Source organism: Massilia consociata (genome assembly GCF_042432755.1).
In the GTDB taxonomy this organism is placed as follows: Bacteria; Pseudomonadota; Gammaproteobacteria; order Burkholderiales; family Burkholderiaceae_D; genus Telluria; species Telluria consociata.
Map to the genome: position 1 here is coordinate 402,557 of NZ_JBHLWP010000009.1, position 20,857 is coordinate 423,413.

Below are 20,857 nucleotides of genomic sequence, written 5' to 3' on the forward strand. Positions count from 1 at the left end.
TCGATGCACTTCTTTAACATCGCTATCGCCGGGATATTGCTTGCCAGTCCAGCCATCGCCGGTACGTCGCAAACCCTGACCCTCGACGTGCAGAACATGAGCTGTGCGACTTGCCCAATCACCGTTAAAAAAGCGTTACAGCGAGTTCCGGGCGTGATTGACGTAAAAATCGATTACGAGCGCAAGACGGCCACTGTGCAACTCGACTCCGACAAGGCTAGCGTAACAATACTGACCAAGGCGACGACCGACGCAGGCTTCCCTTCGACGGCCAGGAAAGTGCAATGAGCGATGCAATCCTCGAGTCGGTCCTGACCTGTCCGCATTGCGGACACAGCAAACAGGAAATCATGCCGACTGACGCTTGTCAGTTTTACTATGCATGCGAGGGCTGCGCCAACGTGCTGCGCCCAAAGGCCGGAGACTGCTGCGTTTTTTGCTCTTACGGCACAGTGAAGTGCCCGCCTATCCAGCTTGAGCGCCCCTGCTGTGGTTAAGCTGGGCTGTCGCCGAAATGCATCCTGTAGCTGGTTATAGTGATGGCATGGCATGTTGACAGAGCCGCGTAAGAGACCCGCGGCTCTGCTCGACGGAGGACTTGGCCGTTACATACCAAGCCTACGATCAGATCTTGAAATCGTCAAAGGCAACGTTTTCTTCCTTTACACCAAGGCCGCGCAGCATTGCCTGTGTCGCCGTCAGCATGGCCGGGGGACCGCACACGTAGAACTCGAGCGATGCGATGTCCGGGTGCGTGCGCAAACTCTCCAGCGCGGCTTCGTGTACCAGTCCCGCTGGCGCCCCGTCCCCTGCCTTTTCCTCGGACAGCACCAGGTGCCATTCGAAATTCGGGTGTTTCGCTGCGAACGCCTGCATTTCGTCCACATACGGCGCATCGCGCCGGCTGCGCGCCCCGTACCAGAAGTGCAGTGGTTCGGTCTCCCCCTTTGTCAGGAGCTCATGGATCATGGCGCGCAAGGGCGCCATCCCGGCGCCGCCACCGATGAATACTTTCTCGCGCGATCCCGGCTTCAGTGCGAAATCGCCGAAGGGGCCGCTGAAGCGAACTTCGTCGCCCACCTTCAGGGTGTACATGTAGCCTGATCCCCTGCCCGGCCGTTCTCCAGGCATGAAGCGAACCAGAAAAGTCAGTTGCCAGCCTGCGCATTCGACCGGCACCGATACCGAGTACGACCTGCGTACTGGCGTATCATTTGCGAGACTAGCCAGCGTACCGATCGCGCGCCAGTCGTCCTGATGATGCTCCGGGACTTCCACTTGGCTGGCGTCCCGCTCATACGGAGGAACATGAATCTGTACGTAGGCACCTGGACGGCAATCGACACGGCCTTGGGGGCTTAAGGTGATCTCTCGCAGGAAGGGCGTAACCGGTCTCACGCTGGTGACTATTCCAATCCGCTCGGCCGGCATTGCCAGGGCATTTCCGATATCGACATCGAGGCTGCGCTTCACGGGAAGGTTGCAGGCCAACCTGTATCCCGCCTCGAGCTTCCGGGGCGACAGCAGCGCACGGTCTGCGCTCGTAGGTTCGGGCGCCTGGCCAACGCATCTCACTTCGCACAGGCCGCAGCTTTGGCCGCCACCGCAGTTCGACGGCAGCTGCAGGCCCGAGCGGCAAAGCGCCTGGAGTACGGTATCGCCCTGCACCGCCTCGACCGAGCGCTGCGTCGTGCCGCTGCCGTCGACCAGATTCACGGTACGGCGCCGGCGCCAGCGGCTCGGGACGAATTCCGCAAGTCGGACGCTGACGAACAGCAGCCAGACACCCGTCAGTGCCATCCACAATCCGCCGATTGCACTGGAGACGAGCAAGGGATTGTTGAAGTTGGTCCGCTCGCCGTAGTCCATGATGTGAAGCATCCAGAACAGGTCAAACAGGCGCCAGGTACTGTTCCTGTGTTCGAGCACGGCTCCCGACCGGCTGGAGACATAGACCGAGGTCTCGTCCGCATCGTCGAAGTCGACGCGCCAGACGGGCTCCTTGTGGGCGCGGGCCTCCAGCGTGAAGTTCAGCAGGCGGGGCGTGCCGGCCTTGCCGCTTCCGGAGTAGGATGCACGGGCAATCTCCCTTGCCAAGCTGGCGTCCACCGCCACGGCCTTCCCGTCTGCGGCGCTGACGAGCCAGCTGCGCTTGTCGTTCTGCAGCCGATATACCGGCCGGTCGAGCAGCCAGCCGGAAGTAATCGCCATGACCTTGTCGCGGCTGGCCGCAAGCACGGCGTCCGTACTGAGCACGTCGCGCGGCCATGCCGGCGGCGCCGGCGGCTTGATGCGGAATTCGCGTCCCTGAACCTTGTTCGCGTCGAGCAGGCTCATGACAACCCCACTCGACATCCACAGCAGGAACTGGATCGCCAGGATCACCCCGACCCACTTGTGCAATCGTCTCATCCAATGGCTCATGCCTGCTTCCTCCGGTTGAAGCTGTAGAAGAGCAGCCATGCTCCGATGAGGGCAAACAGCAGGCCGGTAATCGAGGCCGTGCGCAGCAGCGTGTTGTTCACGTTCTCACGCTCCTCGTAGTCCATGATGTGGAACATCCACAGGAAATCGAACCACCTCCAGAGCTCATGCCTTCTGGCCACCAGGTCCCCGGTATGCGGGGAAAAGTACAGCGTCGTCTGGCCTGGCTCGTCGTAATGGACGGCCCACAGCGGTACAGGCCGTGAACCGACTTCCTGCGGCGCCTTCGTCACCCATTCGACGCCCTTGATGCTGCCCTCCCCCGCGTAGGCCGCATCCGCGAGGGCAACGATCTGGTCGCGATCGAGCGGGCTGATCTTCTTGCCACTGGCGGCGTCCACGAGGCTTGCTTGTTTGCCATGCTTGATCTCGTAGACTTCCTTGCCAAGCAGGCTTTTCATGCGAACGGCGGTGAGGCCTGGGTAGGCCTCGTGCAGGCGAGCCTGGCTGATACGGGTGGCTGACGGGTTGAGCCTCTCAGTCGGGACGTGGGCAAGGTGGTCGCCGTGGATCACCTCCAGCGGGACGACGACCATGTAGAGACCACTGATCATCCAGAGCAGCGCCTGCACGCCGATGACAAGCCCGATCCATTTGTGGGCGCGTCGCACCCAGAAAGCTAATTGCATAGTTGTTGTAATAGTAAAGTTACCCGGTCAGTTGGGCGGACCGGAGCGAAGCATACATGCTCGCGGACCGCCCGGCATCATTGAATGGCTAGAACTTGTAGCCCAGGCGAACGTGCCAGCGGCGACCCAGCAGGTCGTAGGTCATCGTATCGGTGTTCCCGTCCGTCCAGCTCTGGATATACGGGGCACGCTTGTCGAACAGGTTGTCGACCCCGAACGAGAGTGCCATCGCTTTGTTGAATGCGTACTTCACGCTAGCGTTGTGATACGAGATGCTCGGTGCGTGCGAGCCGATGTCCTCCGGTGCGGCGTTAATGTCGTCCGCCTTGCCGATATACTGGACCGTATAGGAACCCGACCACGGCCCGTTGGACGCCGTCAGGGATGCCGTCGACCGCCACTTGGCGTAGCTTCCTCGTCCACCCGTGATCTTGCCGGCGTACTCGATGACCTCGCCGCCAGGGAATGGCGTCACGTCGTAGCGGTTGAGGCGCGAGACGTCGGCCGTGACGGACGAGGCCCAGCCGAAGAGGCTGAAATCATACATGGCGCCGAAGTCCAGGCCAGCAACCTTCTGCTGCGCCGCGTTCTCCGGCTGGGACGACAGGAAGTTGATCTCGCCTGTGCGCGGATCGCGGGTGAAACTCGAAGGCCGGCAGAAGATGTGGGACAGTCCTGGCGAGTTATAGCACACCGACAGTTTGGTCGATCCCGGGACCGTCTCGATGGCGTTGTCGATCTCGATGTTGAAATAGTCGAGGGTCAGGGTCAGCGCCCTGGACGGCGTCCACACCATCCCGACCGTGAAGGTATCCGCCTCTTCCGGCTTCAGGTTCTGGTTGCCGCCGCCGGTCGTCAGGATCGACGGGCCGAACTGCCTGTAGCCGGCAGGTACGCCGGACGCCTGGCAGTTCTTGTAGACCGCGGAGTTCGGATCGAGCGTGTTCCAGTTGTTGCATGGGTCGGTCGTCGTCAGGTTGCCCTCGGAAACACCGCCGAACAGTTCCGGCACGTTCGGCACCCGGAAGGCCGTCGACCTGTTCGCGCGCATTTTCAGCGCCGGCATCACCTGCCAGTCCAGGCCCAGCTTATAGGTTCCCTGGGAACCGAACAGGCTGTAGTCGGAATAGCGGGCCGCCGCATTCATGGTCAGCGACTGCACCAGCGGCAGCTTGGCCAGCAAGGGAACGGACAGTTCGGCAAACACTTCACGCGCGCTGTACTGGCCGGCAATCGGGTCCATGGCAGGTGTATTTGCCGCGCCCGACACGATCAGGCTGTCCGGGTCCCGCCAGCCTTTCTCACGCCGGTATTCGAAGCCGGAAGCAAATCCCACCGGACCTGCCGGCATCGAGAACAGCTCGCCGCTGATGCTGGCATTGAAGCTCTTCTGGTCGTTTCCGCCATGGTCGCGCGTCGTGAAGTGGATGTACTCCAGCACCGCCGGGCTCAGGTTGCCGTAACCAAGGTAATTGCCGCAGGGAGCGGCGGTCGGTGTCCTGCCGCAGGTCGCAGCGTTCAGGGTCGCATCGACACGGTCCAGGTTGATGATGTTCGTCATCCCATCCACGCCTGTGTTGCGGCCCCAGTTGAGGGACGCCGACCAATCCCACTTGTCTCCAAGCGCGCCTTTGAGGCCGGCGACGATGCGGAAGGTGTTCGTTTCTTGGAAAAAGTAGCGTGGCCCCACCTCGGCCACCCTGCGCCGCTCTAGGGTCAAGTTCTGACCCGTCGGGTTGGTCGGATGGTTCGCGGCGATCTCGATCGGACGGTAGACCCCGATCGCGCCGGGCGTCGCCAGCTGCTTCGATTTGCGGTTCGTGAACATGAGCTCGCTGAACATGTCCACCCGATCGGTCAGGCGCATATTGCCGAAGGCACTGACGCCGACACGCTTGATCGGGTTGACCGCGTTCAGGAACGGATTGCTGTTGTAGGCGTGCTTGGCCGCGCTGTAGGTTTCGAATCCACGTGGATTCCCGTTCGGATCCTGGTTGAAGTTGACGCGGCGACCATCCGCGAGGCGGGCACGGCCGCCGATGGTGGACGAGCTGCCGGAGCAGACCAGTTCGCCATTCTCTTCGAATAGTGAACAAGGCGCACGCGACGCCAGGTTGACAGCGCCGCTCTCGGAGTAGTTCAACGACGCCATCAGCGATCCGCGCTCGCTCCGCGTACCCCATACGAGATCAGCGGACTTCTCGTCGCCGTCGCCGCGCTCCGTCTTGCCGTACCGGACAGAGGCCTCGGCACCGTCGATTGCCTTCTTGGTGATGATGTTGACGACGCCGGCGACAGCGTCCGCGCCATAGATCGCGGATGCGCCGTCCTTCAGCACCTCGATCCGCTCGATCATCGCGACCGGGATCATGTTCAGGTCGACCGAGCTGTTGGCGCCCGTCCCTCCCGACACGACGCGGCGTCCGTTCAGGAGGACCAGGGTGCGGTCGATGCCGAGGCCGCGCAGGTTGACCTGAGTGGTACCATAACCGTTACTGGTCCAATAGGCACTGGTCTGGCTCCCCGCGGTGCCCGCGGAAGACGGCATACGCTGTAGCAGCGTCTCGACCGAGATCGCGCCCGAGCGCTGGATGGTTTCCGCGTCGATCACGGTCACCGGGCCGACACCGGACAGCTGCTCCTGTCGCAGATTGATCCGGCTGCCCGTGATCTGGACCCGTTCCATCCCGGTCGCCTGGGTGTTCTCGGTGGTAGCGGGTTGCTGTGCATGGGCGCCTTGCTGCAGGACCAGCATTGCGAGCGCGGCTGTCGTTCTTGGGACGAATTTGTGAACCATTTACCCTCCGGGGCTATTTTTGTAAGAGCAATAAGACCGCAAAGCTTACAGCTTCGGTCGCGGCATATGGTGGGTGAAGCAATCGATTACTTCTTGTATATACAATTGCGCAGCATTTTTAATGTAGCGCGCTTTCTGCCGATAAGCAATAAACACGCATTTTTACAAAAACTTTCCGAATAAAATTTCAGAATGAGCGAATGCGCCGGCGCAAATTCGCGCCGGCATGAGCTTACTTGGTGGCGGAGGGAGTTAGGTGTCCTGCCCTGCCGCCTGTCCCTGCTCAGGTCACGATCATGCTGCAAGCATCCGGCGGCACTCTTCGGCACACCGGCGGCAGGCCGCAGCGCACTCCTGGCAATGCTGCATCTGATGCTTTCCGCACTCTTCGGCACACATGTCACACAGCGCGGCGCATGCCTCGCAGACGAGCTTGGCCGCTTCGCTGCCCCGTGCCATCATGGCGGCAGCGACCCGGCAGAGCTGAGCGCAATCGATGTCGAGTGCGATGCAGCGGGCCATCATCTTTACGTCCTCCTCCTGCAGGCAGGCGGCGGCACACATGTCGCACGCATCCGCACAGTCATTGCAGGCCTCGATACAGGTTTCGTGTTGCTGGTTCATGGTGATCTTCTAAAAACGGTTGGTCTCGGTCTCTATCAGGACAAAACTTTTGCGCGCCGCAGAACGATGCCGCGCCGCGGGTCAATCAAAACCAAAGGCGCACTCCCACCACCGCCTGGACTTCGCTCCGGTCGCCGCCACGCTGTCGCGTGTAATCAGCGGTTCCGCCGAACTGGCGGTTCCAGGTGACGCCGATGTATGGCGCGAACTTGCGCGTGATTTCGTAGCGCAGCCGCAGGCCCATGTTGATGTCGGATAGGCCTTTCCCAGTGGCCCGCTCGGGATCCGCGCGGCTGTACAGGTTCGCGCCCAGCTCGGGCTCGAGGATCAAACGGGGCGTGAACAGGATTTCGTACTTCACATTCAGGCGCGCGGCGAGGCCGCTTCCGGGCCGCCAGTACGCGGTGGCCTCGGTCTCGAACCAGTAAGGGGCCAACCCCTGCACCCCGACGGCAAGCCAGTTCCTTCCGCCACCCTCACCGCTGTCGTGCCGCACACCCAACTGGGTACTCCAGAACGGTGCGAATGCCCGGTCCCACAGTAGCTCGGTGCGGGACGAATCGAGCGAGCCGCCCCGGCGCTCTCCCTCTACCTTGAGCCAGGCCTTGTTGTAGTCATTGCCATACCACGCCTCGGCTTCGAGGTTCTGACCGTGTTCGCCATCGCCCCTGGCTGCTTCGAGCTTGTCGACCAGTACCTTCCCGAACGGAGCGTTGTCGTTCATTTCGTGGTTGCCGAAGTTGGCGTGGCGAGTCCCCTCGTTATAGGCGTTCGGATCCCGGGAGTCCGGCGGAGGGTCGCCTCCCTGCATGGGTCCCATTCGCATGGCATGACCTGCCATGACGCCCTCCGGGCCTGCCGCGCGTTCCTGGCCACCGCTTCCTGCTGCGGGAACTGCGCCGTGTCGCATGGCTGCATGATCCATGCCGGGCATGGCCCTGGTTGCCGGCTGGGCCTGCGGCTTCGCGGGAGTTGCTGCTTGTGCTGCGTGACCCGTATGGCCGGTAGCGTGACCCTGGTGTTCCGCCGCCTGCGCTGGCGGGGCCTTCTGCGCTGCGACTGGAGTGTTCGCATGCACGGCATGGCCAGCAGCATTCGACGCAGCCGGATTGGGCGGTGTCTGCTGCGGCGACTTCTTGCTGGCCGGCGCGGGTGTCCCGTGTCCCATCTTCGAGTGGTCCATGGTCGACATGTCGTGACTGCCGGTAGACTGGGGCGGCTGGGTTGGAGCTGCCGTCTGTGCTGCAGCGTGCGCCGCAACCAGGCACGCCAGCACGAGCGCGCAAGGCGCAGGCTTGATCGATGGGTTTTTCATGATACGACCACCTCCCTGAACATCCCGGCTTCCATGTGGTACAACAGATGGCAGTGGTAAGCCCAATGGCCGGGCGCATCGGCCGTGACCCGGTAGGTGATCCTTTGCGCCGGCTGTACATTGATCGTGTGCTTACGAACCTGGAATTTCCCGTCGGGAGACTCCAGCTCGCTCCACATGCCATGCAAGTGGATCGGATGGTTCATCATCGTGTCGTTCACGAGCACGATGCGCAGCCGCTCCCCGAACCGGAAGCGGATCGGCAAGGATTCCGAGAATTTCTGGCCATCGAACGACCACATGAAGCGTTCCATGTTTCCGGTCAGGTGAAGCTCGATCTCGCGGCTCGGTTCCCGTGGATCGACCGGCCCGCCGATCGTGCGCAGATCGGCATAAGTCAGGACGCGCCGGCCGTTGTCGCGCAGGTTGACGCCAGGGTCGTCGAGGTTGGTGCGCGGCATATCGACGTGCATGTCGACGCCCGGCCCGTATTCGGTGCGCGCATGCGTCGCCTTCGGCGGATGGCCCGCTGCCGGCGCGCCGGCCGCTGGCATCTGCGCATGCCCACCCATCGCATGGCCGCCCGCGGCCCCCGAACCATGCATGCCTGACATGGCCATCGCACCCATCATGTCGGTCATGCTGAGCCACTGGGCCTCGTCCATCTCGGGCACTGGAGCCTGCATTCCCGGCCGTGGTGCCAGCGTGGCGCGGACGAAGCCCGAGCGGCCGATCGACTGTGCAAAGATGGTGTACGCCATGTCGTCTCGTGGCTCGACGATGACATCATAGGTTTCGGCGACCGAAATCCGGAATTCATCCACAGTGACAGGTTCGACTTCCTGTCCGTCCGCGGAGACGACGATCATTTTCAAACCCGGGATGCGCACGTCGAAGATGGTCGTCGCGGCGCCGTTGATGAAGCGCAGGCGCACTCGTTCGCCGACGCGGAACAGGCCGGTCCAGTTCATCTCTGCTGTGGAGCCGTTGATGAGGTAACGCAGTGCCCCGCTGATATTCCGGCTGGCCGTCACATCGCTGAAGTCGGTCGGCATCATGCGCATCTGGTTCCACATCTTGCGCTTGTCCACGGCCGCAGCGAATCCCATGCTCCGCACGTCCCGGATGAACTCGCCGAAGGTGGGCTGTTTGTTGTTGAAGAAGTCGCTCATCTTCTTCAGGTTGGCCAGCACCCGCTCCGGCTTCTCGTCCGTCCAGTCCGACAGCATCACGACATAGTCGCGCTCGGCCTCGACCCACTCGCCGGCTTTCGGGAGTACGACGATCGGGCCGTACAAGCCGAGCTGCTCCTGAAGTCCAGAATGGCTGTGGTACCAGTACGTACCGCTCTGCTTGACCTCAAACCGGTAGGTAAATGTCTGCCCTGGCTGGATCCCGGCGAAACTCAGACCCGGCACCCCATCCATGTCGGCGGGGAGAAGGATGCCGTGCCAATGAATCGAACTGACTGCCGACAACCGGTTGGTCACCCGAATCGTGACGGTATCGCCCTCGTTCCAGTAGAGGGTGGGCGCCGGCACCTGGCCATTGACCGCAATGGCGATGCGGTCCGCTCCGGTGAAGTTGACGCGCATCGGTCCGATCTCGAGATCGAAACTGGTACCGCGAAGATGGCGCCTGTCCTGCGCGGCAAACAACGCGCCAGGGCTGAAGCCCGCGAGGCCTATCGCTGCGCCGATCCCTTGCAGGAAGCGGCGGCGCCAGCTGCTTGCGCAGCCGTGAGTAACTACTGAACGTTTCATAAGGTTCTCCGATTCGACATGCGACTTCTGGCACAGTACACAGTAATCTGCTCGATTCGGCCCAAACGTTCCCCATGCCGGTAACCAGGGACGCGGACACACCTGCCCCGCGGCGGATAGCCAACAGGGCACGACTCGATTGTTTGATCTGATTTGTTTGAACGCGTGCCCGGTCAGGTTGACTCATTCGCGCAGGCGCGAGCGCAGGCACGGGCCGGTCTTCCGCAAATCAGGAACGCATCGCCGGCGTTAGCCGTGAAGGATTACGCCGCGATTGACGCGGCAGTGCGTGGGGGGCGTTCGATCCGGGCAGGAATATGCCCGGGGAACGAAGGCAAGGAAAATTGCAGGGCAGTGCTGACCGCTTCCTCGACCGCAGTCACGGCCATTACAGGCGGTGGCGCATAGGCGCCGATGGAGCAATTTGCACAGGTGCCGCAGCCAGATCGCGCGTGCGCGCCGTCATCGTCGCAGTCTTCATCCTGCGCTGCGACTCTCTGCGCCGGCGCGGCGGCATGATCGTGCCCGCCATCTTGTCCCTCACCGGCCACCGTCGCCTCCATCGGCATGCCAGCGGCATGGTCAGCGTGGGCGGCCAAGGGATGATGCGCCATGCCGCACTCGAACCTCGCCACTCCCGCAATGCTCTGCAAAGGGAGGGAGACGATGAGTAGGCACAAGAAAAATGTTCGAAGCCTGGCGCGCATATGGTCAATGTAGCATGCTCCCGGCATAGCGTGCACACAATTCCGTGGCGCTGCCCGCGCGGCTCTTCGCCGCACTCACCCAGTTCGCCAGCGTCCCTTTCGGGATCCCGATCCGCTGGGCCGCTTCCTCCTGAACAATCCTTGCTCCAGCAGCTTCACCGCCTCGGCCCAGAAATCCGGCAGGTATGTCTTCGAGTTCTTGAGTTTGCTCCTTCCGACAAGACACGATCAATAATTCCTCGTCACACCCTGCATGCCTGGGGCAGATACGGCGTTTCCATGAAGGCCCATTCAATTGACAAAGACATAGGGCGAGCCTAGACTTCGAACTGACCATGAGACTTCCACGCACATCTCGACTAATTGCCGCGACAATAGTGCTGTTCAGCATATTGTTTATGCAACTCGCTGTGTCGGCTTATGCGTGCCCAGCGCTGGGTCTGGGGCATGACCGTCAGATGACCTCGTCTGTGCAGACAATGCCAGCCGATATGGTCCCATGCGAAGACATGGATAAGGAACAGCCGAATCTGTGCCATGCGTCCCACCAGACAGCTAAGCAATCGCTCGACAAGCCTGCGACGCCACCTTTGGCAGCTTTCGTTGCTGTCGGCTACGGTCTTCCGATAAACCTGGAAGTAATTTCATTCGAGCGCTTTCTCGGCAGGTCAGCTCCTGCTTTCCTCGCGCGCGCGACGGCTCCGCCTATAGCCATTCGCAACTGCTGCTTCCGAATTTGATCCTTCAGTCTGCTTGATTCCTCATCGCTACGCGTCGGCGCGAGCGATGTTACTCAATGCATTCTGGAGGTTTCATGCTTTCCCGAGATATCAAAGCGCGCCACCCCGCGCCTCGTCCGGCTGTTCGGCCTCTCCGAGCAGTCCTCTTTGTTGTATTCACAGTATCGGTCGTCGTTACCAACGCCACCGTTGCCAGCGAACGGGTACTGTCGCTGGTTGAAGCCCAGCAGCAGGCAGTCGAGCGATCCCGATTGTTGGCGGCGAAGGACCATGCTGTCCAGTCTGCACGGGAGATGTCAGTCGCTGCCGGTCAGCTCCCCGATGCGGTCCTGAAGCTCGGTGTCGACAATCTACCGATCAATGGACAAGATCGCTTCAGCATGACGCGCGACTTCATGACGATGCGACGCATCGGCGTGATGCAAGAGCTGACGCGTACCGACAAACGTCGCCTGCGTGCGCAACGATTTGAACGCGAAGCGGAAAAGTCGGTGGCGGAAAAATCTGCCACGACCGCGACAATCGAACGCGAGACCGCACTGGCCTGGCTGGACCGTTACTACGCCGAAGCAATGTCGACCGCAATAGCCGAACAGCTAGATCAGGCGAAGCTCGAGATCCAGGCGGCGGAGTCGGCGTATCGGGCCGGCCGGGGCAACCAGGCAGACATCTTCAACTCACGAAGCGCATTCGCTTTCCTGGAAGACAAGGCAAGCGATATCAGGCGCCGCATCGGCAATGCCAACATCGTGTTGGCCCGATGGATTGGCGACGCGGCTCAGTTGCCGCTCGGCGACAAGCCGGCAGTCGACTCCATCCGCCTCGACGAGGCTACACTCGAGGCCCAACTCGGACACCATCCGGAACTTGCCGTGCTTGCCAAACAGGAAGACATCGCAACGACAGAAGCGCAGCTTGCAAAGGCGAACAAGAAGGCGGACTGGAGCATCGAGGTCGCAGTCCAAAAACGCGGTCCAGGGTATTCGGACATGGCATCGGTCGGCCTTTCGGTGCCCCTGCAGTGGGACCGGAAAAACCGCCAGGACCGCGAACTGTCGTCGAAGCTGGCCCAGGTCGAACAAGCAAGGGCGGAACGCGAGGACGCGCTGCGCGCCCATGTCGCTGAAGTGCGGGCCATGTTGAACGAGTGGCATACAAACAGGCAGCGACAGATCCGCTACGAGCAAGAACTGATCCCTTTTGCTCGCTCCAGGACAGAAGCGTCGCTTGCCTCTTACCGTGGCGGCAAGGCCACGCTGGCAGACGTCCTCGTGGCGCGGCGCAGTGAAATCGATGTGCGCTTGCAGGCTTTACAGCTCGGGCAGGAAACCGATCGCCTGTGGGCGCAACTTAATTTTCTTTTCCCGCAATACGGCCATACCCAGCCATTGAGAAGCAGGGCGAACAAGGATTTTTAAATGAATGCTAGAAAATTAACAACTGTACTGCTAGTGGCTGCGGCACTGAGCGCCGCCGGGTACGGCCTCTACAAGTTTGGTATGAATCGCGGGATGGGGATGTCCCCTGCTCCACAATCGGCGCCCTCCGCCCAAGAAGCAGGTGCAGATCAAGCTACTGGACGCAAGGTGCTTTATTGGCATGACCCGATGGTCCCGGGCCAGAAATTCGACAAGCCGGGCAAGTCGCCGTTCATGGATATGCAACTCGTTCCTGTGTATGCCGACGAGGCTGGCGATGAGGGCAGTGTCAGCATCAGCCCACGAGTGGAACAGAACCTGGGTATCCGTACCGCCGAAGTCACGAAGGGCAGGCTTGCCTCCAGCGTGGAGGCTGTCGGCAACGTGGCTTACAACGAGCGTGACGTCGCCGTCGTGCAGGCGCGCAGTAACGGCTACGTCGAGCAGCTCTTCGTGCGCGCACCCCTCGACCAGGTGAAAAAGGGGCAGCCCCTGGCGGCTTTGTATGTGCCTGACTGGGTCGCAGTGCAGGAAGAATATCTGACGGCCAAGCAGATGAAAGGTCCAGGGACGGACGGCCTGGTGGAGGGCGCGCGGCAGCGTATGCGCCTCGCCGGGATGACGGACGCGCAGATCCGAGGTGTCGAATCCAGCGGCAAGGTGCAGCCTCGGGTAACCATCAGCGCGCCCATCAGTGGTGTCGTTGCAGAGCTCGCAGTTCGTGAAGGGATGACCTTCGCCTCCGGCGCTCCGATGTTCCGAATCAATGGGCTCAGTACAATCTGGGTCAACGCCGAGGTGCCCGAAGCGGCGGCGGCTGAAGTACGTCCTGGCACCAGAGTCGAAGCCCGTACCCCCGCGCTGCCAGGCACTGTCTTACATGGCAAGGTCAGCGCAATCTTGCCTGAAGTTGAAGCGACTACACGCACATTGACGGCGCGTGTCGAACTCGCCAATCCACAGCAACGCCTGGTGCCGGGTATGTTCGCGACCGTAAGCTTCACGCCGGCAGCCAGCGCGGAAACCTTGATGGTCCCGACGGAAGCGGTGATCCAGACAGGTACACGCAGTGTTGTGATGGTCGCTCAAGGTCAGGGCAAATTCAGCCCTGTCGACGTCCAAACCGGCCGCGAGAGCAATGGCCAGACTCAAATTCTCAAAGGTCTCGACCTTGGGCAAAAAATCATTGTCTCGGGTCAGTTCCTGATCGATTCGGAAGCCAGCCTGAGAGGTACCACGAACCGGCTAAGCGGCCCCGTGCCAACCGAAGGCAATCAGCAAACCGCTGGCCCGACGACGCATCGCGCTCAAGGCAAAGTCGAGGATATCGACAAGGATGAAATTACGCTTTCGCACGATCCGATCCCAAGCATGCAATGGCCGGCAATGACGATGGGATTCAAGGTGCCGGTGGCGGGCGCACCGAAAAATCTGGCAATCGGCGATACGGTGAACTTCGAGTTCCAGCAAACCAAGGACGGCTCGTTCCAGATCACCAGCATTTCCCCTGCTGGACCGTCGATGCAGGGCATGGGTGACATGGGCGCCGCCGCTATCAAGCATGGCGCCCACACTCCTGCCGCTATGGGAGACGCAAAGAAATGATCGCCAAACTCATTCGCTGGTCGATCCTGAATCGCTTCCTGGTACTTCTGGCAACAGTGGGGATCACGGCGTGGGGCATCTACGCGTTGCAGCGTACTCCGCTCGACGCCCTGCCTGATTTATCCGACGTGCAGGTAATCATCCGCACATCCTACCCGGGCCAGGCGCCTCAACTAGTCGAGAACCAGGTCACCTATCCGCTCACTACGACAATGCTGTCGGTGCCGGGCGCGAAAACGGTACGCGGCTATTCCTTCTTTGGCGATTCCTTCGTCTACATCCTGTTCGAGGACGGCACCGACCCGTATTGGGCGCGCTCGCGTGTACTGGAATACTTGAATCAGGTGCAGTCGCGCTTGCCGCCGCAGGCGAAGACCTCGCTCGGCCCCGACGCTACGGGAGTTGGTTGGGTCTACGAATACGCACTCGTCGACCGCAGTGGCAGGATGGACCTGTCGCAATTGCGCGCGTTTCAGGACTGGTTCCTCAAGTACGAGCTCAAGACGGTCGCCAATGTGTCGGAAGTCGCAAGCCTGGGCGGCATGGTGCGGCAATATCAGATCGTACTCGATCCCGCGAAGCTTCGCGGCTACAACATTGCGCATGGCATGGTCATCGACGCGGTGCAGAAGGCCAACCAGGAGGCCGGCGGTTCAGTGCTCGAGCTGGGCGAAGCCGAATACATGGTACGTGCGAGCGGTTACCTGCAGTCGCTCGACGACTTCCGCAAGATTCCCCTGATGACTTCGGAGGCCGGTGTTCCCGTCCTGCTGGGTGACGTCGCGCGAATCCAGCTGGGTCCGGAAATGCGACGCGGCATCTCCGAGCTCAACGGCGAAGGCGAGGTTGCAGGTGGCGTCATCGTCATGCGCTCAGGGAAAAATGCGCTGGAGACTATCGATGCGGTGAAAGCGAAACTGGCGGCTCTCAAGCCAAGTCTGCCCCCTGGAGTTGAGATCGTTCCGACCTACGACCGATCGCACCTGATCAGACGGGCGGTAGACAATCTGCGCGACAAGCTGGTCGAGGAATTCGTCGTCGTTGCAATTGTGTGCGCAATCTTCCTGTTCCATTTGCGCTCGGCGCTAGTTGCGATTGTCACACTGCCGATCGGTATCTTAATCGCCTTCATCGTCATGCACTACCAGGGGGTAAACGCGAACATCATGTCGCTCGGCGGTATCGCGATTGCGGTGGGCGCGATGGTGGACGCCGCCGTGGTCATGATCGAGAACGCGCACAAGCATATCGAAGTGTGGAACCACGCTCATCCGGGGACGAAGCTGGAAGGAGAAGATCGCTGGCGGGTCATTGGAGATGCAGCGGCCGAAGTCGGGCCGGCGCTGTTCTTCTCGCTGTTGATCATCGTGCTGTCGTTTATTCCAGTGTTCACGCTGGAGGCGCAAGAAGGCCGCCTGTTCTCGCCGCTTGCGTTCACGAAGACCTACTCAATGGCAGCGGCGGCAGGGCTGGCTGTGACCTTGATCCCGGTACTGATGGGCTACCTGATCCGCGGACGCATTCCCGAGGAGCACAAGAACCCACTGAATCGCTTCTTGATTGCCGTGTACCGCCCCTTGCTCGATGGGGTGCTGCGCTTCCCCAAGGCGACGCTGATCGCGGCCGCTGCGATTGCCCTTGTGACCGTGTGGCCGATGACGCGGCTCGGCGGGGAATTCATGCCGCCTCTTGATGAAGGCGACCTCCTGTACATGCCTTCGGCGCTGCCAGGACTGTCGGCAGGCAAAGTGTCGCAGCTGCTCCAGCAGACTGACCGCTTGATCAAAACCGTACCCGAAGTGCAAAGCGTGTTTGGCAAAGCAGGGCGGGCCGAGACGGCAACCGACCCTGCGCCCCTGGAGATGTTCGAGACCACGATTCAATTCAAGCCCAGGGATCAATGGCGCTCAGGAATGACCACGGACAAGCTGGTGGAGGAACTGGACAGCGTAGTCAAGGTGCCTGGACTTTCCAATATCTGGGTACCGCCGATCCGGAACCGCATCGACATGCTGGCTACGGGCATAAAGAGTCCGGTCGGCGTCAAGGTGGCCGGTAGCAGCCTGCAGGAAATCGATCGCGTTGCCAGTGAAATCGAAAGGATCGTCAAGAAGGTTCCGGGCGTGTCATCGGCATTGGCTGAACGTCTCAATGGAGGACGCTATATCGACGTCAACATCAGCCGCGACCAGGCAGCCCGGTACGGCCTGAATATCGCCGATGTGCAGAGCGTCGTCTCGGCGGCAATTGGCGGTGACAACATTGGTGAGACCGTGGAAGGCCTGCAGCGCTTCCCGATCAACGTCCGCTATCCGCGCGAGGTCCGGGATTCCATCGAAAACCTGCGGCAATTGCCCGTCCTGACGCCGCGCGGGGCACAGATTCGCCTGGGTGATGTGGCAGAGATCCGCATCAATGACGGCCCACCCATGCTCAGGAGTGAAAACGCGCGCCTGTCCGGTTGGGTGTACGTCGACATTCGAGGACGCGACATGAATTCGGTGGTGCGCGACATGCAGCAGGTTGTCGCGAAGGAGGTCAAGCTGCAACCGGGGTATTCGATTTCCTGGTCAGGTCAGTTCGAATACCTGGAACGCGCCAGTGCGAAGCTCAAGTTCGTGGTGCCGGCAACGCTATTGGTAATCTTCATCCTTCTCTACATGACATTTAAGCGCTTTGACGAGGCCATCCTCATCATGGCGACCTTGCCGTTCGCACTGGCCGGCGGTATCTGGTTGCTCTGGATACTTGGGCACCACATTTCGGTCGCCAGCGCGGTGGGCTTCATTGCACTTGCAGGCGTTGCGGCAGAATTCGGGGTGATCATGCTGCTCTACCTGAAACATGCCTGGGAAGCCCGCCTGGCGGCAGGAAAGGCGTCGGAAGCTGATCTGTTAGACGCTATTCGCGAGGGCGCGGTTCAACGTGTGAGGCCAAAGGCAATGACCGTCGCGGTCATCATTGCCGGTTTAGTGCCGATCATGATCGCCCATGGCACGGGTTCGGAAATCATGCAGCGTATTGCAGCGCCAATGGTCGGTGGGATGTTGTCCGCGCCATTGCTGTCGATGTTTGTGGTGCCAGTGGTCTACATGTTGATGCGCCGTCGGGAGGTACAACAAGAGAACGTCCGTCAATCCGGAGCCAAGGAGGCCATCTATGAAAATACATGAGTTACAACGACGGGATAGCACGAGTCGACCAGGTCTCCGTGGATTACTCAATCATTAAAGGAGACGATCATGAAGAAGATATTTGGGATGTCGTCTGCTCACGGACGAAAATTACTTTACCCACTTTGAGGAGAAATCTCATGAAACGTTTTGCCCCCCTGTCCCTTCTCGCTGCATTGGCCAGTTCCGGCGCGGCCTTCGGTCAAGCTGCCGATATGAAGGGGATGGGCATGAAACAAGCCTGTATGGATATGAAGGACATGAAGGACATGAAGGGTATGGATATGTCGGCATGCAAGGACATGATGAAGGAGAAAGCGGCCGATAGCAAAGCCCAAGGTGCATCCAAGAATGGAGTGGTACACAAAACCTCAGCTGTAGTGAAGGGGGTCGATCGAGCAAACGACAAAGTGACGCTTGCACATGACCAGGTGAAAACGCTTAAGTGGCCACCAATGACGATGAGCTTCGGCGTTAAGGACAAGTCATTGCTTGACAAGCTGGTAGTCGGCAAAAAAGTTGAGGTGGAGTTCACCCAGCAAGGGTCGGACTACGTCATCTCATCCGTCAAATAAGGCGGACGCGAGCGTTCATGCTCGTATCCGAGCTGTTCAGTGCGGTGGCAGGCCAAGGCATTCCTAGCCTCCGACATGCCATTGCGCTGAGGTTGATTGAATATGATCTTGCGCACTACATCTTCAGGAAGACGCGTCACGTGTCAGTTTTGGGTTTTGTTCAAACGCTTTTGGAAAGTGGCGTAAATAGAACCGAGAAATGGCACAACGAGCTGTCGTCCTGACCTGATTGACTCGCCAGCAGAGCGTGACGGGGTTCCCAAAGAGGCTCCCATAACCCTGAGTACATTCAAGGAGAATATCATGGTGCAAAGTCAATTCCAGTCGTGTATCAAGGCGTGTTACGAATGCGCCGAGGCGTGCGATACCTGCGCCGCGGCGTGCCTGCGGGAGACGGACCCCAGGATGATGGCGCGCTGCATTATGCTCGATGACGAGTGCGCGGCAATCTGCCGTCTTGCCGCGCAGCTGATGAGCCGCGCAACCGAGCATGCTCATCAGCTATGCCAGCTGTGCGCCGACATTTGCGACGCCTGCGCCCAGGAATGCGCAAGCCACCAGATCCAGCATTGCCAAGATTGCGCCGCCGCCTGCCGCCGCTGTGCGGACGAGTGCCGCAGGATGATGCAGCCGACCAGTGGTCAAGGAACTTCCGTAGGCACTCACGCCCACTAAAGTACCTTTTTCGGGATCTGCGGCGCGGATCCCGAAGTTGACTCTGCCGTTATGCGGGTGATCCCGTCGAATTGCTGCTACTTGCGACCTTCGAACCCACGACCCAATTCATATCGGCGCCAGCATAGACCGGCTGCGCGCTTCGCGCTATGGGATGAGCGTGGCCGACATCCAGACAGTGGTGTCCGGCGATCGGTGGCGACAACGCCCGCGAAGTCGTCGACGGGCGCCGGCGCTTCCCGATCAGCTTGCGCTACCCGCAGGACCACCGCGACTCATTCCAGGTCCTGCGCTAGCTGCCGATCGTCACCGCTGGGCCCGCAGATTCGTCTTGGCGACGTGACGACGGTCGTCGTGATGGACAGTTCCCTAACGATCCGAAGCGAGGAAGCGCGCCTGTCAGGTTGGGTATACGTCGATGCCCGCGGTGTTGGCCTGCTCACTGCGGTTCGTGCGATGCCGGAGCGTGTCCGCGACAACGTCTCGCTGCCGCCAGCTTATGCCATCGGCTGGTCGGGGCAGTTCGAATATCTCGGAAGCGCGGCCGGCTCCAAAATCTTGCAGCGCATCGATGCACCGATGATTGGCGGAATGGTCACCGCACCGCTACTTTCGCTGTTTGTGATCCCTGCCGCCTGGCGGCTACTACAAGAGCGGCGTATAGGTAAGCGTCAGAACGAAGTGACCTAGCTTCAAGGCGCCGGACGTCCATGAAGGCGTGCTTCGCATTACGATTCGAAAAGGCCGCGAACACCAACCTTCCGATCTTCGGGCGCTTGGCAGGAGGCCGCCGATCGCAGACAGTTTGACTAGCCTCCTCTTACGGGCGTCGTTTTTATTCGCATAACTGTAGGATGCTCAACAGTACTTTAAAGAGTCTGATAAGCCATTCGACTGGCATTTACCGATGAGGAATGATGGATGGGAGACCAGCACCGCCACAACGTCCACAACGGCAGCGGCAACCTCAAGGTTGCATTTCTACTGAACTTTACGTTTACGCTGATCGAATTCGCCGGCGGACTGTGGACGAATAGCGTGGCCATTCTCAGCGATGCCGTGCATGACCTCGGTGACTCGATCTCGCTCGGACTCGCCTGGTACTTCGATCGTCTTTCAAAGCACGGCAGCACCCCGAAAGACACCTACGGCTACGCTCGATACTCACTGCTTGGCGGCCTGATCACCGCTATCGTATTGATTGCCGGCATCGGCTTTATCCTGTGGAACGCAGCGCAGCGCCTTCTCGATCCGGAGGAAGTCAACGCGACGGGTATGATCGTTCTGGCGGTGGTTGGCGTCATCTTCAATGGCGCAGCGGTTCTGCGTGTTCGGAAGGGGGAGTCGCTGACCGAGAAAGTCGTCAGTTGGCACCTGCTGGAGGACACCCTCGGCTGGATTGCGGTGCTGATCGGCGCAGCGGTGATGGCAGTCTGGGACCTCCCCTGGATCGACCCGGCCCTATCGATCTGTATTTCGCTCTTCGTGTTGTGGAACGTTTTCCGCAATCTCCGGAAGTTCTTCGAAGTTTTTCTGCAGCGGACTCCGTCCACCTTTGACCTTCCTGCCTTCGAAACTGCGGTGAGGGCTATTCCCGAGGTCATCGATGTACACGATACCCACAGTTGGTCGATCGACGGCGAGAAGCACGTACTGACAACCCACGTCATCGTCTCGCAGAAAGCGTTTCCAGACAAAGTCATGTCGATCAAGTCGCACGTGACAACCCTCATTGGCGACAAGGCCTTTGAACACATTGCAATCGACATCGGAACGCCTATGGACCATATTGAAGAGAAAACACGTACAGGGTCCGAGATTCGACAAAGGCGGCAGGACTGAAGAATGACAAGAGCGCAGTCCATTGCATGAGGCCATGCTATACTTTTCCTATGACCCGCCGGTTTATTTACCTTGTGCTTACAATCATGATGCTTCAGCTTAGCTGGAGCGTCGTGGCAGAGTATTGCGAGCACGAAACCGGCCGCGCTGCACAGCATCTTGGCCACCATGCGTCGCACGACGAGCCTGCTCAAGAGGCTTTCAGTTCGCTCGACCAGCCATCCAAGTCGAAAACAGGGACGCTGCATTCGCACTGCACTTCCTGTACCCACACGCCCCTGACGTTCGAGGCGCTGCCTGTCATGGCCGCGGTTTCCGAACCTCTGCGCATTGCACCCATCTCCCCCCTGCTTCGCCTCTCCTCTATCGATGTGGCCCCGCCCGAGCGGCCCCAATGGGTTGCCGTCGTCTGATTCGGCGGCGACTCGTAACTAGTCAGTCTTAATGTCTCTCAGGAGTGTCGTCACGGCACTCCTGATGCGGATCGTCGCTGAATATCCTTCGCCTATT

The 20,857-nt window shown here is 60.3% G+C and carries 15 protein-coding genes and 2 pseudogenes; 10 read left to right on the forward strand and 7 right to left on the reverse strand.

The genetic code is table 11. From position 1 onward, the window contains the following. Positions 1-3 precede the first annotated feature (3 nt). Together merP and ACFFJK_RS08870 are read left to right on the forward strand one after the other, a co-directional pair. Positions 4-288 (forward strand): mercury resistance system periplasmic binding protein MerP, encoded by a 285-nt coding sequence (gene merP, locus ACFFJK_RS08865; protein WP_258829999.1) that lies wholly within the window; start codon positions 4-6, stop codon positions 286-288. After that, entirely contained in the window at positions 285-497 is a 213-nt protein-coding gene (locus ACFFJK_RS08870) for a GDCCVxC domain-containing (seleno)protein (protein WP_379678783.1), read from the forward strand. Before merP ends, ACFFJK_RS08870 begins: the two co-directional genes overlap by 4 nt. 127 nt (positions 498-624) lie before the next feature. Here ACFFJK_RS08870 and ACFFJK_RS08875 read toward each other — a convergent pair whose 3' ends face one another. The 7 genes from ACFFJK_RS08875 to ACFFJK_RS08905 all read right to left on the reverse strand — a co-directional run bounded on the left by ACFFJK_RS08875 (position 625) and on the right by ACFFJK_RS08905 (position 10,226). Next, positions 625-2,424, reverse strand: coding sequence for a 2Fe-2S iron-sulfur cluster binding domain-containing protein (locus ACFFJK_RS08875; RefSeq protein WP_258830001.1), 1,800 nt, complete (start codon positions 2,422-2,424; stop codon positions 625-627). Then, the gene (locus ACFFJK_RS08880) at positions 2,421-3,113 is read right to left on the reverse strand and encodes a PepSY domain-containing protein (protein ID WP_258830002.1); all 693 of its coding nucleotides are present in this window, start codon (positions 3,111-3,113) and stop codon (positions 2,421-2,423) included. The genes ACFFJK_RS08875 and ACFFJK_RS08880 overlap by 4 nt, the downstream gene beginning before the upstream one ends. A gap of 88 nt (positions 3,114-3,201) precedes the next feature. Further along, a complete protein-coding gene (locus ACFFJK_RS08885) occupies positions 3,202-5,910 on the reverse strand; it encodes a TonB-dependent receptor (RefSeq protein WP_258830003.1) in 2,709 nt (902 codons plus the stop codon). A 294-nt stretch (positions 5,911-6,204) separates the two neighbouring features. After that, positions 6,205-6,534, reverse strand: a complete 330-nt coding sequence (locus ACFFJK_RS08890; protein ID WP_277477829.1) for a four-helix bundle copper-binding protein — start codon at positions 6,532-6,534, stop codon at positions 6,205-6,207. An 85-nt stretch (positions 6,535-6,619) separates the two neighbouring features. Further along, entirely contained in the window at positions 6,620-7,849 is a 1,230-nt protein-coding gene (locus ACFFJK_RS08895; RefSeq protein WP_258830005.1) for a copper resistance protein B, read from the reverse strand. Further along, positions 7,846-9,612 (reverse strand): copper resistance system multicopper oxidase, encoded by a 1,767-nt coding sequence (locus ACFFJK_RS08900; RefSeq protein ID WP_379678784.1) that lies wholly within the window; start codon positions 9,610-9,612, stop codon positions 7,846-7,848. Before ACFFJK_RS08900 ends, ACFFJK_RS08895 begins: the two co-directional genes overlap by 4 nt. A gap of 263 nt (positions 9,613-9,875) precedes the next feature. Continuing rightward, positions 9,876-10,226 (reverse strand): hypothetical protein, encoded by a 351-nt coding sequence (locus tag ACFFJK_RS08905; protein ID WP_258830007.1) that lies wholly within the window; start codon positions 10,224-10,226, stop codon positions 9,876-9,878. Between the two features lie 907 nt (positions 10,227-11,133). On the opposite strand from ACFFJK_RS08905, the gene ACFFJK_RS08910 reads away from it, so the two are divergent. The 8 genes and pseudogenes from ACFFJK_RS08910 (at position 11,134) to ACFFJK_RS08945 (ending at position 20,760) form a co-directional block, all read left to right on the forward strand. After that, positions 11,134-12,477, forward strand: a complete 1,344-nt coding sequence (locus ACFFJK_RS08910; protein ID WP_258830008.1) for a TolC family protein — start codon at positions 11,134-11,136, stop codon at positions 12,475-12,477. Further along, positions 12,478-14,082 carry an efflux RND transporter periplasmic adaptor subunit gene (locus ACFFJK_RS08915; RefSeq protein ID WP_258830009.1) on the forward strand — a complete coding sequence of 535 codons (1,605 nt, stop codon included), beginning with the start codon at positions 12,478-12,480 and terminating at the stop codon, positions 14,080-14,082. Then, positions 14,079-17,201: pseudogene (locus tag ACFFJK_RS08920) on the forward strand (efflux RND transporter permease subunit); the annotation flags it as partial. The gene ACFFJK_RS08915 and the pseudogene ACFFJK_RS08920, both read left to right, overlap by 4 nt. 50 nt (positions 17,202-17,251) lie before the next feature. Further along, positions 17,252-17,830: a copper-binding protein gene (locus tag ACFFJK_RS08925; protein ID WP_379678785.1), complete on the forward strand. Its 579-nt coding sequence runs from the start codon at positions 17,252-17,254 to the stop codon at positions 17,828-17,830. Between the two features lie 303 nt (positions 17,831-18,133). After that, the gene (locus tag ACFFJK_RS22985; RefSeq protein WP_258830012.1) at positions 18,134-18,505 is read left to right on the forward strand and encodes a four-helix bundle copper-binding protein; all 372 of its coding nucleotides are present in this window, start codon (positions 18,134-18,136) and stop codon (positions 18,503-18,505) included. Positions 18,506-18,614: 109 nt separating this feature from the next. Next, a pseudogene (locus ACFFJK_RS08935) lies at positions 18,615-19,195 on the forward strand (efflux RND transporter permease subunit); the annotation flags it as partial. A gap of 231 nt (positions 19,196-19,426) precedes the next feature. Continuing rightward, positions 19,427-20,347, forward strand: a complete 921-nt coding sequence (locus ACFFJK_RS08940) for a cation diffusion facilitator family transporter (RefSeq protein WP_258830013.1) — start codon at positions 19,427-19,429, stop codon at positions 20,345-20,347. Between the two features lie 86 nt (positions 20,348-20,433). Next, positions 20,434-20,760, forward strand: a complete 327-nt coding sequence (locus ACFFJK_RS08945) for a cobalt-zinc-cadmium resistance protein (RefSeq protein ID WP_258830014.1) — start codon at positions 20,434-20,436, stop codon at positions 20,758-20,760. Positions 20,761-20,857: the final 97 nt, after the last annotated feature.